The organism is Gracilimonas mengyeensis (assembly GCF_900182705.1).
Lineage (GTDB): Bacteria > Bacteroidota > Rhodothermia > Balneolales > Balneolaceae > Gracilimonas > Gracilimonas mengyeensis.
This window is the reverse complement of record NZ_FXTP01000001.1, coordinates 610460-624005: the sequence shown is the minus strand read 5'-3', so window position 1 is coordinate 624005 and position 13546 is coordinate 610460. Positions and strand designations below refer to the sequence as shown.

8 protein-coding genes are annotated in these 13546 nt (G+C 44.9%); all 8 read right to left on the bottom strand.

Translation table 11 applies throughout. The features are described from left to right. Positions 1-632 precede the first annotated feature (632 nt). The gene (locus FN815_RS02465) at positions 633-3356 is read right to left on the bottom strand and encodes a glycoside hydrolase family 2 protein (RefSeq protein WP_185957141.1); all 2724 of its coding nucleotides are present in this window, start codon (positions 3354-3356) and stop codon (positions 633-635) included. Between the two features lie 272 nt (positions 3357-3628). Next, the gene (locus tag FN815_RS02460; protein ID WP_142452997.1) at positions 3629-5407 is read right to left on the bottom strand and encodes a RagB/SusD family nutrient uptake outer membrane protein; all 1779 of its coding nucleotides are present in this window, start codon (positions 5405-5407) and stop codon (positions 3629-3631) included. An 11-nt stretch (positions 5408-5418) separates the two neighbouring features. Continuing rightward, positions 5419-8874: a SusC/RagA family TonB-linked outer membrane protein gene (locus tag FN815_RS02455; protein WP_142452996.1), complete on the bottom strand. Its 3456-nt coding sequence runs from the start codon at positions 8872-8874 to the stop codon at positions 5419-5421. 53 nt (positions 8875-8927) lie between these two features. Next, positions 8928-9971 carry a FecR family protein gene (locus FN815_RS02450; RefSeq protein WP_142452995.1) on the bottom strand — a complete coding sequence of 348 codons (1044 nt, stop codon included), beginning with the start codon at positions 9969-9971 and terminating at the stop codon, positions 8928-8930. A gap of 337 nt (positions 9972-10308) precedes the next feature. Further along, the gene (locus FN815_RS02445) at positions 10309-10932 is read right to left on the bottom strand and encodes an RNA polymerase sigma-70 factor (RefSeq protein WP_221930217.1); all 624 of its coding nucleotides are present in this window, start codon (positions 10930-10932) and stop codon (positions 10309-10311) included. Between the two features lie 293 nt (positions 10933-11225). Then, the gene (locus FN815_RS02440; RefSeq protein ID WP_142452993.1) at positions 11226-12131 is read right to left on the bottom strand and encodes a sirohydrochlorin chelatase; all 906 of its coding nucleotides are present in this window, start codon (positions 12129-12131) and stop codon (positions 11226-11228) included. A 70-nt stretch (positions 12132-12201) separates the two neighbouring features. Continuing rightward, entirely contained in the window at positions 12202-12765 is a 564-nt protein-coding gene (locus FN815_RS02435) for an NADPH-dependent FMN reductase (protein ID WP_142452992.1), read from the bottom strand. Positions 12766-12778: 13 nt separating this feature from the next. Beyond that, positions 12779-13309: a DUF2480 family protein gene (locus FN815_RS02430; RefSeq protein ID WP_142452991.1), complete on the bottom strand. Its 531-nt coding sequence runs from the start codon at positions 13307-13309 to the stop codon at positions 12779-12781. Positions 13310-13546: the final 237 nt, after the last annotated feature.

Here is a 13546-nt window from a genome sequence, read left to right as displayed (position 1 = left end):
CCCATAAATCTTTGGGGTATAAAACACCGATAGAACTCTTAAATTAAACCGAACATTCTACTTTTAATTGGCCCAGTTTTTGGGGAAGCCGACAACCTGAATTAAATCAGTTGATACGTTTTCTATGAAAAACCCGGGAGTTTAAGTCCAAAATGAGCTGTTCTTCTTCCGTTACCGCTCCAGTATCCCTCCAGTATAAGTCCAGTACAACTCCAGTTCATTTGTTTTCGGAAACGAAGCGGTATGGGAGCGGTACTGGAGTGATAGTATGGTTGGCCGTTGGTCAACATCCGGCATGTTCAAAGAATCCGGGCTTTGACACTAAGTCCCCACGCTGTCTGTCAGTGGCTGGAATGTACGGAAGGCGAAGCCTTCGGGTACTTTTGCTTTTGAGGTACAACCTCAAAAGATCCCTTGGTATAATTTCATCCCAATTTCACAAAGAGATCTTTTCAAGTTAAACTTGAAAAGTACAAGTGTGTTGAGGCTGTGCCTCAACTACGTTGTCTTCTCCCTTTCCAAAAAGGGGAGAACAACCTGTCCCGAGAAAATCGGGGAGAGGGGTCCTGTGGCCAGGGCTTGGTTATCTTAAGCATAGTCGTTTGGGGTTAATGTGGGCCGTTTCCATCCGCTTACTCTCCTGTAAAATCAAAACTCAACGACAGAGACAAAATCCTGTTTTCCAGCCTCCTGGGCAGATAATTGTAGCGGCTGGATTGAGGGCCTAATTCGTTGGTAGGCTTGAACTTTGTACCAATGGGCAGGATGCCGTGCATGAATGAAATATCGCCTTCCGGATACTCAACCCGTGTATTTACAGGCTCAGGGGGATTTTCGGGGCTAAACAGGCGCAGGAAAATATCTTCTGATTTGCTGTACACACTAAAATCTGGCGCCGTTTTATTCTGGAAGGTAGTTTTGTATAGATTCGAGTAGAACCCTTTGAATTCGGGGTACTCATACCCGCTGTAACCGGTGATGGTATTGTTGTAGGCTTTATCCCACAAGCCAAACTGCGGACCGGCCATTCTGTTTTTCCAAACCCGGTAGGGGCCATCGGCTATCAGCCGTACGCCTTCCATCTCTTCTTCAGGATAAGAGAAGGAGATACCGGCATAGTCTCTTACATCGGGAGGGAGGTGGTACTGTACATCCAGATCCACCAGGCCGTCTGCTTTTATCGTCCATTGAATAAACAGGTGCCGTTCTTCGCAGGTTGCGGTCACCTGGTAAGCGTTCTCCAGGGATTCCACTTCCACATTCTCACAGTTTACTTCTTCATCAACCACGAAGGGGCCACCATAAATAGGAAACTCGCCATTCTTGTTCCCTGCTTTTTCAAGCATCGCATTTTCTTTGGTGATGTTGATGTAGAAATCGCCTGACTTGAATTGGTACAGGTCGTCACTTTCTTCCATTTCAGGAGCCTGATCATTTGCTTCAGGCAGGCGGGATTCTGCAAATTTCGCGGGCGATTGTACCGGCCAGGTCCAGGTGTGAATCAGTCGGCCATGTGGATCATGGGCTTCAATGCTCAACAGATCACTTTCCTGCCAGCCGTCAAACAGGTCAACTTTCAGTACACCGGCATCTTGGGGAGGAAGGTCCGAGACGGAGGCTTGGCCTTCATGCAGTACTTTTCTTCCTTCGTCGTCGGAGGGAAGTTTTACCCATTCGTAGCTAATATCAACTTGTCTCAGACTGGTATAGTAGAAACGATTTTCAATATTAAAAGTCCCGTTAAATTCGGGGGTGATGTATCGTTCCTCAAACACAATGGGAGCCCAGATTTCACGAATGGTGTAGAAACTACCTTCTTTCTTGAAATAGGGGCTGAAGATGCCATCAGGGGCATGGTTACCGTCGCAGTCCAGCTGGTTGGTATCGGTGCGGTTCACACATTCGTCAGAGAAAGACCACAGGAAAGCACCACCGCCCAGGGGATGGTTATACATTTGCTGCCAGAAATCTTTCAGGCCGGCACCGTGACCACCATCATACAACCCATGGAGAAATTCAGTGGGGAGGAAGATCTTTCGTGGAGCAAAATTATCCATCGAAAGGTAGTTGTAATTGAAGTAGTGAGCGGCGTTAATCTTTTCATGTACGCCCCACGGATGGATTACTTCCCTTTTTTGGATATCCAGTTTTTTGAAGTCTTCGTCGTAAGCCGGATTCCATCCGCCTTCATTGGCGTTATCCCACAATACGATAGAAGGGTGATTCATGTCGTCATAAATCATTTCCTTTAGAAGCTTTCGGCCCACTTCGGTATCGTAACCCGGATGTTGCCAGCCCGCCAATTCATCCAATACAAATAATCCAATGGAGTCAGCGGCTTCCAAAAAGTGCTGATCAGGGGGATAGTGCGCCATACGAACCGCGTTCATATTCATATCTTTGATGCGGTTCACGTCGGCAATACTGAAGGCTTTGCTGGAGGTCCGGCCGTAATCGGGATGGAAAGTGTGCCGGTTTACGCCCTTAAGTCTCACTTTCACGCCATTCACATAAATGCCATCCTGGGCACGTATTTCCACCGTCCGGAAGCCCATGCGTTCGCTGACGCTGTGGATTACATTGCCGCTCTGATCTTTTAACTGGAACTGAAAATGGTACAGGTTTGGAAACTCGGGCGACCACAATTTTGGATTTTCAAAGGTGCCATTAATAAGAGCTACATTTTCTTGTTTATCAATATCGTTAGAAAAAGAAGCCAGTGTTTCTCCATCTGTATTCTGAATATTCAGGGTTACCGATGTCGCGTCCTCGATACCTGCAAGGTGGGCTTCTGTTTTGACCGAACCGTCTGCTTTAGCATCGATGGCAACGCGGTCAATATATTGTTGGGGAAGTACTTCGAGGAAAACGGGTCGAAAAATACCACCGAATACCCAGTAGTCGGCCTGACGTTCAGCCCAATTAATAGACATGTTGGCTGAAAATTTATCAACAACCACTTCCAGCGTGTTTTCTTCCCCAAAATTCAAAAGAGGAGTGATATCGTATTCAAAAGGATAAAAGGCTCCCTGGTGCTTTTCACCGGCTGACTGGCCGTTAATACTGACACGGGCATCAGTCATCACGCCTTCAAAAACAATTTTTACGGTATTGTTTTCCCAACTTTCTGGTACTTCAAAGTCATACCGGTAGGTTCCGGTTTCTTTCAGCCGCTGATCGAAGGGAACGTGTCCGTAGTTGTATTCTCCAAAGCCTTGTTGCTCCCAATGGGAGGGCACTTCAATGGTAGACCAGCTTCCGCAGTATCTTCCTTCTGAACATTTGAATTCCCATTCCTTGGTATCCTCAGCACCGGTGCCCGAGAGATAGACGGTTTGAGTTTGCTGTGCGAACACAGTCTGATAGCTGAAAAAGAGAAAAAGTAGGGGTATAAACTTATATAAATTTTTTAGGAGCCTCATATTCATGATAATCTTGTGAAATAATCTTTTAAGAGTGGAAGCGGTCGCTTTTTTAAAAAAGGGGATGATAAAAAAGTCAGGTTATGATCTTAATACCTGTAGAAAAGTCTTTATCTCGCCAATAACAATAATAAAAAATAAGATTGGGGAAGGAAAAAGCCACTTTAATCCTATCCCCAATCTTCCTATCTCAACTAAACATATTTTTAATATCCCGGATTCTGAATAAGAAGGTCATTCCTATTCAATTCATCCAGAAGTATGGGTAAAAAATATGCTTTGTCTTTCCAATCACGAGTCATAAAACCGATGTCAATAACCGTGTAGGTAGGCGTATCGCTACCGTAGGGGTAACGGATGTCCACTCCGCGTGCATCTAAAAGCACGTCAGGTGCAATCATCCATCGACGAATATCGAAAAAGCGGTGTTGCTCGTAAGCAAGCTCAATTTTGCGCTCGTTTCTGTAGCGATCCATAAGGTCTGCACCAGATTCGGTGGCAGGAACATCTGGCATACCGGCTCTTTGTCGAATCATGTTCAAATATTGTCTGGCTTCGGCTTCTTGACCCAGTTCAATACTGGCTTCTACGTAGTTCAACAATACCTCGGCATAACGCATTTGTCTCCATGGGAGGTTTTGTCGCTCGTATTGATGATCAATAGAAGGATCAATGAATTTGCGCAGATAATATCCGCTGTAGGTACCGTTCCAGTCTTCGAAAGGACTTTGACGGGTATCCAGGCCGGGAGTATAGGTGCCATCTTCGTTTTCAAAGAATCCTGTTTGGATTACCCCTTCAGGATCAGAAGCGGCTACATCATCAGGACGTTCACGCCAGTCTGCACCGTCGTAAAGAACTGTTGCATAGAATCTGGGGTCTCTGTTTTCATAAGGAGCCGTGCTGTGTTCCTCGTTGTTCCAGTCAAACTCGCTGCCATCAATCATTTCATAAGAATCAACAAAGCGTTGCAGAGGCGTGTTATTACCCCAGTTATGGTAGCCGTTAGGGCCATAGTGCAAACCGGGATCTGGTGTTTGCCAGTCTGTTCTGTTGATGTTGTCGTAGTAGGAAATGAAGATATCTTCTTGAGTACTGTGGTTGAGGAAGATATTGATGTAATTCTCTGTTGCTTCTTCAGCTGAGGCAGGGTTGGTTCCGCCATGCAAGCTGTATACACCCAGGTCTATTACGGCTTTAGCAGCTTCTTGGGCCGCACGCCAGCGGGCGGTTCTGTCGCCCCCGGTGTAGCTTACCAACTCGGGGTTGCTGTAACCGGAACTCCAGGATGCGCCAGAGTTAAACAAGTCGCTTGCAGCATAAAGCAGTACCCTGGATTTTAGGGTCATAGCAGCTCCCTGTGTGGCACGGGCTTTGTCGCCGGTTAGGGGCAGCAGGTTGGCTGCAGCATCTAAATCAGCAACAATAAAGTTTACGGTTTCTTCGAGCGTACCTCTTGGCACTGCCAGGTCATCGGTAGGAGCGTAGGGTTGATCGATAATAGGCACGCCACCGAACAAGCTCATCAAATAATAATAGTTGTAAGCTCGCAGAAAGTGTACTTCGCCTTTAAGGCGCTCGATTTCCGGTCCTTCTAATTCAGAATTTTCGATATTCTCGAAAAATACGTTACAGGCACGAACATTCTCATAAAGGCTGTTCCAGTTGAGATTTTCGAAGCTGCTAAGCCAGTGGTTAGGATCTAAGATACTAAGGTAACTTTCCGTTAAATCACTGGTTACGATGGGCAGTGTTTCTGCACGTTTGGTCATAGAAATGTCACTAAAAGAGTCTAACATTTCTACCTGAAAGCCATAGTGCAGGCCCATATAGATATCGTTTACAAATGCTGTGGCTAAAGCCTGATCACTCCAAACAGCGGCATCCGAGTAACGATCTTGTGGCTGTACATTCAGAAAGCCATCGCTGCACGCTGTAAATAAAAGGATTAGTGTCAGGATAAGTATGTTTTTTTGTTTATTCATGACAATTCAATTTAAAAAGTTAGACTTACACCAAAGTTCACCACCTGATTCAGCGGATAGTTATATCCCGCTGCGGCCCGGTCATTGACTGTTTCAGGATCGAAGTCCTTCATGTCTGGGCTAAAGGTGAACAAGTTGAATGCGCTGAGATAGAGACGTACATCTTGAATGCCGTATGCACTGGTGAAGTTGACCGGCAGGGTATAACCCAATTCGATGTTTTTCAATCGAATGTAATCGGTCTTGTGCAGCCAGTAGGTATTGGCCTGATTTACCCAGTAAACGCCAGAGCGGTTGTACGTACGCGGATGTTTGCTGCTTGGATTTTCGGCCGTCCAACGTTCTTCGTAGAAACTTTCAAGGAAGTTACCAAAGTCACCCGATTCGGTAGATTGGTAGAATACGCCACCAGCTGCTCCCTGGAACAGTACCGACAGATCGAATCCCTTGTAAGCCATGGCCAGGTTTACGCCTCCCGTAAAGGTTGGAGTGCGGCTTCTGTCATCACGTACACGGTCGTTGGCATCAATTACACCGTCATTGTTGTAATCTTCAAAAATGATGTCGCCAGGTCGTGCTCCATCCCAATGAGGGTAGGAGTTAACGTGTTCTTGGTCTTGGAAAACACCGATGGCCCGGTAGTAGAGATCAGAACCAATAGGTCGCCCTGTTGATTGCTGATATTCTGGTCCCCCAGGGGGTTCGTCCCAAAACAGAATCTTGTTCTTGGCATACACTCCGTTTACGCCAATCGAGTAGGAGAGGCCTGTTGATTGTTCCTGGGTGTATTCAAGACTAAAGTCGACCCCCTGGTTTCTAACTCTACCAATGTTTTCATCAGGTAGATCCAGACCAGCGGTAAAGGGTACGGAAGCATTTCTTGCCCACAGGATATCATCCCGGGTGTTGTAGAAATAGTCCGTGGTTAAGGCCAGTTGTCCGTCAAAAAATTCAAGATCAATACCTACGTTGCGCTGAATGGCGGTTTCCCAGGTTACCCCACGGTTCGGTGCTACCCCTTCCATAAGGGCTTTGTTGAACGAATTACCTCCGTCAGTAATGAAGGATAAATCGTTAAACTGGTAAGAGGCCAGGAATTGATAGGGCGCAATCAGGTCGTTACCGGTTTCACCAATAGAAGCCCTGATTTTGGCAAAATTGACGATGGAGATATTATCCTTCCAGAAGTTTTCTTCGGAAATAAGATATCCCAAAGATACACCCGGGAAGAAACCATATCTACTGGATTCTTCAAAGATATAGGAGGCTTGATATCGCCATACAAATTCAGCCAGGTACCTGTTTTTGAAGCGGTAGTTAACCCTTCCAAAGTAGTTCAGTCGTGCTTGTTCCCAGCCCGAACCACCATTGTTCATTTCATCCCGGCCACCGGCAAATAACTGATCGATAGCGGTTGAAATGTAATATCGGCGGTAAGCGTCAAATAAGTCGCCATTGGCTGTGATGCGTTCTACACCACCCAACAGGTTAATTTTATGGTCGTTGGCGATGGTTTTTTCATAGTTAACCAATCCACTGAGAAGGATGTTATGACTGTCCTCCATGTTTTCGGCAAGCCGGGGATCATCAAATCCTTTTTTACCTCGAACGAGAACAGGCTCGCCGTTTTCATCTACGGTTTGGCCGTCCCAGTTGTAGAGGTACCAGGGGGTCTGCCATACTTTTTGGAAACGGATGTATTTGTCCAGAGAAGCATTGGCTTCTACCGAGAGTCCATCAACCCAGGGTATTTCAACATCTATCCCAAAATCTGAGTTAACGATGTATCTACGGTCTTCGTTATAACCGGTAGCATCGGTACTGATAACTACAGGGTTATCACCATATTCGATATCGGGTCCGGGAAGCCCATTTGGCCAGTAGGCTGGCATATTAGGCTTGGAGCGCATGAGCATACGGAAAATATTCTCAGCAGAACGTACCGGATAATTTCGGTCTTCATATCGTCCTGAAGCGTTAAAAGTCAGATCGATATGGTCATTTACTTTAAAGTCTAAGTTAGACCGTAAATCGTACTGATTGTAATTTGTAGCACTGTTTTCGTAGAAACCGTCCTGTCCTTTAGTGGAACCGCTTACAAAATATTTTAAATTTTCAGTGCCGCCATCAATGGATAAATTCCCGTTGTATTGGGGTGACCATGGCTTTAAGGTTTCATCAAACCAGTCGGTATTGGGATAATTCCAGGGATCGGAACCGTCTCTGAATGTTTCGATTTCCTCTGAGGTGTATCGCATTGGGTTGCCTGCATACATATCGATCTCATTTAGCAGGGTAGCGTATTGAGCTGAATTTGCCATATCCGGAACGGTTGTTGGCCGTGCAAAACCCTGGTTATAAGAGAAGTTGATGGTAGGCTTGCCGCTGGTTCCTCTTTTGGTGGTGATGAGAATAACCCCGTTAGCTGCCTGTGCACCGTAGATGGCAGCAGAAGCATCCTTCAGTACGGAAATGCTTTCAACCGTGCTGGGGTCGATGCGATCCAGAGAACGTCCGGGTACACCGTCTACTACTACCAGGGGATTGGCATTACCGAAGGTATTAAGTCCGCGAATACGAATGGTTGCACCATCGTAACCAGGTTCACCGGTATTGGAGATAGCAACTACACCGGGCAGACGTCCTGCTAAACCCTGGCTTACGTTTGTTACCGGGGCTTTTTTAATTTCAGCACCCTGAACCCGTGACACAGAGCCGGTGAGGTCTTCAGCCCGTTGTTGGCTGTAACCTACCACAACCAGCTCATCACCCTCAATAACCTGAGGCTGCATAGTAACATTTACGGTGGTACGTCCATTTATAGGAACCCGTTGAGTTTGATAACCGAGAAAAGAGAATTCCAGGGTATCTTGTAAACTTTCAACCGACAGGCTGTAGGAGCCGTCAATATCAGAAGAAGTACCGTTGGTGGTTCCCAGTATTACAATGTTAACACCGGGGAGAGGTTCTCCGGTATCTCCATCCGTTATCTGACCGGTTACCGTTTCCCGAAAGGCGTCGATAACCTTTTCTTCCTCAAAAGTTCTCTTGAGAAGTATTAACTGCTTATTGTCCGCAACAGCAAAACGTAAGCCTGTACCGTCAAGTGTTTGCCAAAGAGCTTGTTCAAGGGTTATTTGTTCACTTTTAAAGTTTATGGTGCGGTTGATAGACTGTAAGGTCTTACTATTGTATACCACTTCCAGGTTTGCCTTTTCTGAAATGATGTTAATGGCTTCCAGCAAAGGTATATCCTGGAATTCCACCGAAATAAGTTTATTAAGAATGGAAGATTCTGATATATCCTGATTGATTTGTACTCCGGGAAACAGGCTGCTAATCTGGTCAACAGGTGCCACCCTGTGAGCTTGTCCAACAGCTGTGATGGAGCTTATAAGCAATATGGTGCCAAGGAGCAGTAGTTTTCTAATTCGTTTTAGAACTAAATTTTGTACTGTTTTTTCCATAAAAGTATTTCCAACAATTGTTTTAGATTGACATATTTAGCTGCTCAGTATTTCTACCGGGCAGAGAATGCAATCTCTCTACCATCTTCCGCATACTTCAGGTCAAGAGATAATGCGATTGAATTAAACACACTCGTCATAGACACATCTTTAAATGAGCCTGTGAGGCGCCTGTCTTCATTCGAAATGTTCTTATCGAACGTTATTTGCACATCGTACCATCGTTCTAATTTCTTTTCGACCTCTTCGAGGGGGGCATCTTTAAAAGTGAGCAAGCCCCTGCTCCAATCCAGGTACAATCCCAGATCAGTTATGTTCGAGGCCATGACCTCCCCCTTTTCGTTAATTACCCCGCGTTGCTTTTTCGTTAACTGCACTTCAGGGGTATCTACATCGTCTTTAGCCCCAAAGGCTACTTTCCCTTCGGCCACTACCACCTGTACCTGTTCGGCATCGGGGTAGGCGGTTACATTAAACTTGGTACCCAAAACCCGGGTAACTGACTTTCCTGTTTGTACAATGAATGGCTTCTCTTTATTAGGGGTGACTTCGAAAAAGGCCTCACCGTTCAGGCGAATTAACCGGTTGTTTTTCATATAGTCCTGAGGTACACTCAGTTTACTTTCCGCATTTAAGTGAATGAGGGTGCCGTCTGAAAGGCGTACGGTAGTGCGCTGTCCCCGCTGGGTCGTAATTTCCTGGCTAACCAATTCCTGGCTGACAGTTTCTTGCACCGTAGAGGTTTGTGCATAAAACAGCGAACTAATAATCACCAGTACGGCTGCGGCTGCTACGTAGGCAAAATATCTAAGGCTATTACTCTTTTTACGGTCAATTCTATTGTTAAAGGCAGGCTTCCTTGCGGGGATTCGTTTCTGAAATGTTTTCTTTTGCCCCAAGTGAGTATGACTGAAGGAATCCCAGGCTTTTTCAGAATCAACATGAATCATTTTGCCCGGCGAAACCTCCAGTATTTTTTTTAAATCACTCATTTTCTTTCTGTTTTCAGGGGATTGCTTTAACCAGTCTTCAATCTCTTCTTCTTCAGATTCCGTACAAACCCCGGTCAAGTATTTGTATAAAAGTTCTGTTTTCATTTAAATCTGTGGTGTTGTCAATTGACTCTGTAAGTAATACGAGCAAAGAAGCGAGTACCCTATGCTTTTTTATTTTTTTGGAATGAAATGAACTTACCTGGTAAATGAATCCGGGTAGTCTCAGTGATTTCAACGGTAGCTGCTGGTTTATTGGCTCCCTAAATCCAAAAAAATCTTTATAGGTAGGTTTTATCTGAAACTGAGTGCAGCAGTTCAGAAAAAGAATTGCAGGTGGAACTGGTTTTTATTGGAATAGAAGGGGACAGACAGGCAAATAGTAAAAAGCACCAGTGAAAGAAGAAGTAGCCTTCATTGCTACCCCTAATAGCCAGGGGTGTTATTTTGTGCCCGTTGATCGAAAGGAGAATATTTTGGCGATGGTTCGCTCTGTTACCTGTTCCGGAAACAATTTACGTAGTCGAATCCGTAGCATATCCAGTGCTTTGCTGATATGGGCTTCTACTGTTTTTGTAGAGATGTCCATGATATCTGCAATTTCGGGATAGGTGAATCCATCTTCCCGACTTAGGATGTAAATTTGTTGAGTACGGTGAGGCAGATTATAAATAGCTTCTCGGGCTGCAATAATGAACTGTTCATTATCTTGATGAAAACTTCCCTGTTCGTCAATCCCTGTATTTTGTTTTTGCTGCTCCTCCTCATATTCTCTGATCACTCTTTGGTGGTCCAGGTAATCGAGGGCTTTATTCTTAACGGCCTTATATAGATACAGTCTTATACATTTATTAGGATCGAAGACAGCACGGTTATGCCAAACATCAGCAAACATTTCCTGCACCAAATCTTCTGAAATAGCTTTTGATTTGGTATAGCGCCAGCAAAAGTTGCAAAGTGGCTCATAATAGAGAAGAAAGATATTCTTAAAAGCCCACTCGTCACCTTCCGCCAAACCTCTGACAAGAAATTTTACTTCGTCCTGTTCCATGTGTCCATTCCGCAAGAATGCTTTGTCCTAATGTAATCTATCCAACAGGTACATATTTATAAAATATCCCAATAAATATGGCCCTTACATTAGTTAATACGATTCAGAAAGTGGATACCCTATGATTTTTTTAAATGATGGAAATTATTGACCCTCATCATGATAAGGCTGAATTATTGGAGGCATCATTGATGAGGTTTGACTCGATAACACAGAAGAGCAAACTAAAGTAATGAAATCAATTTTAAAGCTTGTTCCAAACCTTTAGATAGAGGCACTATCAGGAAAGGGTTTTGTAAGATAGGGGGTTAACTTTGACGTGAATAAGCCTCTTTCACACTTTCTACTAAAAAATCGGTTAGCCGGGCATCAGGCAGTAAGGTTTCTCCGCTCCATTTAAAACTCAAACCTTCCAGACGTTTTGTGATGGATTTTTCCCTTCCACCGGGAGAGAGAAAAACCGGGATCACAATGGCTTCACCGGAAATATTTCCTTGTCTTACAGCAGCTCTTAGGTGCTGCTTGGCCTGCTCATGAATAGCTTCCGGGGCATCATCCCGAACGGTAAGCGCTGTGATATGCCTGAATGCTGCACCCGTTTCCCGTTGCATTTCCTGGACCTGGGCGGCCAATGATTCCATACTCTGTACCCAGCCGGTGTTATCTTCTTCGCCATTGGGTCCGTGAGCGGCCAACACCACCGTTTCCTGTTCAGGATGTTTACTAAGTGCAAGAATACGATCCCGCAAAATTTGAGCGACTATTGGATGATCATCCAAGGCATCAGTAAACTCTACCGGCGTGTTGATTTCCACCGGGTTAAGGCTTGGCGGAAAGAGCATGTTGTGCATGAAATGGGAATCATCAATATCAACCCCAGACATCTCCACAAATTCATCCGTATAGTGCATTACCGGCATGGGCGGGTCGGCCAGTTCATCCCGCAAACCCAGCAAATACTCGGCCTGACGAAGAATAGGACTGTGCTTCGAAATAAACAGCGGAATCACCAAAATACGGTCTATGCTCTGAGTCTCGAGCTTCTGTACGGCTTTTTGAATAGACACAAAATTGGCCATGCCCCAGGCAAATTCCACGGGATACTTCTTAATCAAAGGCCGGGCTGCTTCTTTCACCATACGGTTCCAGGTAGTACCTCCGCCGTGGGCCATAATTAAGATGCCTGTATTAGAGGTGTTTTCCGGTTGATTCATTGACTTTGGTAAATGATGTTTGGCTTTATAATAAGAAAGTTTGAAGGTATAGGGTTCCTTTCTCAGCAGTTTAGACAGACTGTGAATTTTTAAGGCTTTCCTCTTTTAACAGCTGTACCATGAGCTTGATTTTACTCCGGTAATAGCTGGCAAGGTGATCTGGATTTCGAACCTGTGCTTCCAGCTTATTGATGGGAATAGAGTAGGGGAGTACCCAGGCGCGCAAAGTGTGGGCTATAGCCGTCATGGCGTTTATGCCTTGAATCCCGAAAGTACCATCGGAAATACAAATCAGCCCGATTTTTTTGTCGGTTAGATAGGGAGATTCATTCTTGCTGGTAAGCTGAAGCCAATCCAATGCGTTTTTCATCACGCCGGGTATACTTCCATGATATAAGGGAGCAATCCAAATCTGAAGCTCTTCTGTGCTAAACTGCTGGATCAGATGTTCCACGTGTTCAGGTGCCGTCTGGTCATAAGGGTCGAAAAAGGGTACCTCTGTTTTGGAAAGGTCCACTTGGTTAACATCTAAATCATTATCCTGAGATTCCTGTAAAACGTGATCGTAAACAGTGGCAAGAAAAGAGTTTTCGTCCTGGTCAACATTGTGGAGAGATCCGTTAAAAAGTAGCATGCGTTGATGTTAATTATTTAGAAATTTTTCGTTTAAAAACAGGAACCGTATTGGCTGGCATACCATACATAAGCGTTTGAACGACCTTTCGCAACCGATAGCCAGCTGTCAGGTAAATCTCATGCGGTATATTTTTATTGGCTTTCAGGATCACCCTTTCGCCTTCAAATTGCTGATTATCCCATTTGTTAATATTGCTTTTCCATAACTCCATATGATAATCTTCCCGCGTTCCAAAACCAGCTGAGCGAGCCACCGGTTGCAATGCACTAGCCACCTGCAAATAAGGCCAGGGTGGCAAAATAGCAGAGGTAGAACAATGTACGGCTACGTGCTTATCAGTGTAATGATCCCAATTTACCTTTTCCAGCATTTCATTGAATGGCTCTCGTCGCGCAACCAGTCCTTTTTCCAATAGGGAGGCCATGTCAAAATTTTCTATAAGTCCATCGGGCTTATAGGTCTCCAAATCTAATACGATCAGAGGACTTTCTTTAATTTTATTTCTGATGGGATCAGATGGAGAATTTTTTGTATTACTCATAGGACAGTGAAGCGGTTAACTAAATCACTCTGCACTGAAAGTGCAGAGGTTTGGGTTGGGACTGAAAGTCCCGGTTTCTTTACCATCATGGTCATCCTGATCCCGAATAACTCGGGACGAAGGACCTTGCATTTTGCGGAGCATCTTCCAGCAATTTCATACACTACTTCTCCAGTGGAACCCTCGCTATTGCCTGTAAAAAACTGGTAATCATTGCGTGGCTAAGTTTATTCGCCC

What these genes read in the sequence shown, in the direction of transcription:
- FN815_RS02460 (WP_142452997.1), bottom strand. Translation starts at nt 5,407, where the DNA reads ATGAATAAACAAAAAAACATACTTATCCTGACACTAATCCTTTTATTT.
- FN815_RS02455 (WP_142452996.1), bottom strand. Translation starts at nt 8,874, where the DNA reads ATGGAAAAAACAGTACAAAATTTAGTTCTAAAACGAATTAGAAAACTA.
- FN815_RS02450 (WP_142452995.1), bottom strand. Translation starts at nt 9,971, where the DNA reads ATGAAAACAGAACTTTTATACAAATACTTGACCGGGGTTTGTACGGAA.
- FN815_RS02440 (WP_142452993.1), bottom strand. Translation starts at nt 12,131, where the DNA reads ATGAATCAACCGGAAAACACCTCTAATACAGGCATCTTAATTATGGCC.
- FN815_RS02435 (WP_142452992.1), bottom strand. Translation starts at nt 12,765, where the DNA reads ATGCTACTTTTTAACGGATCTCTCCACAATGTTGACCAGGACGAAAAC.
- FN815_RS02430 (WP_142452991.1), bottom strand. Translation starts at nt 13,309, where the DNA reads ATGAGTAATACAAAAAATTCTCCATCTGATCCCATCAGAAATAAAATT.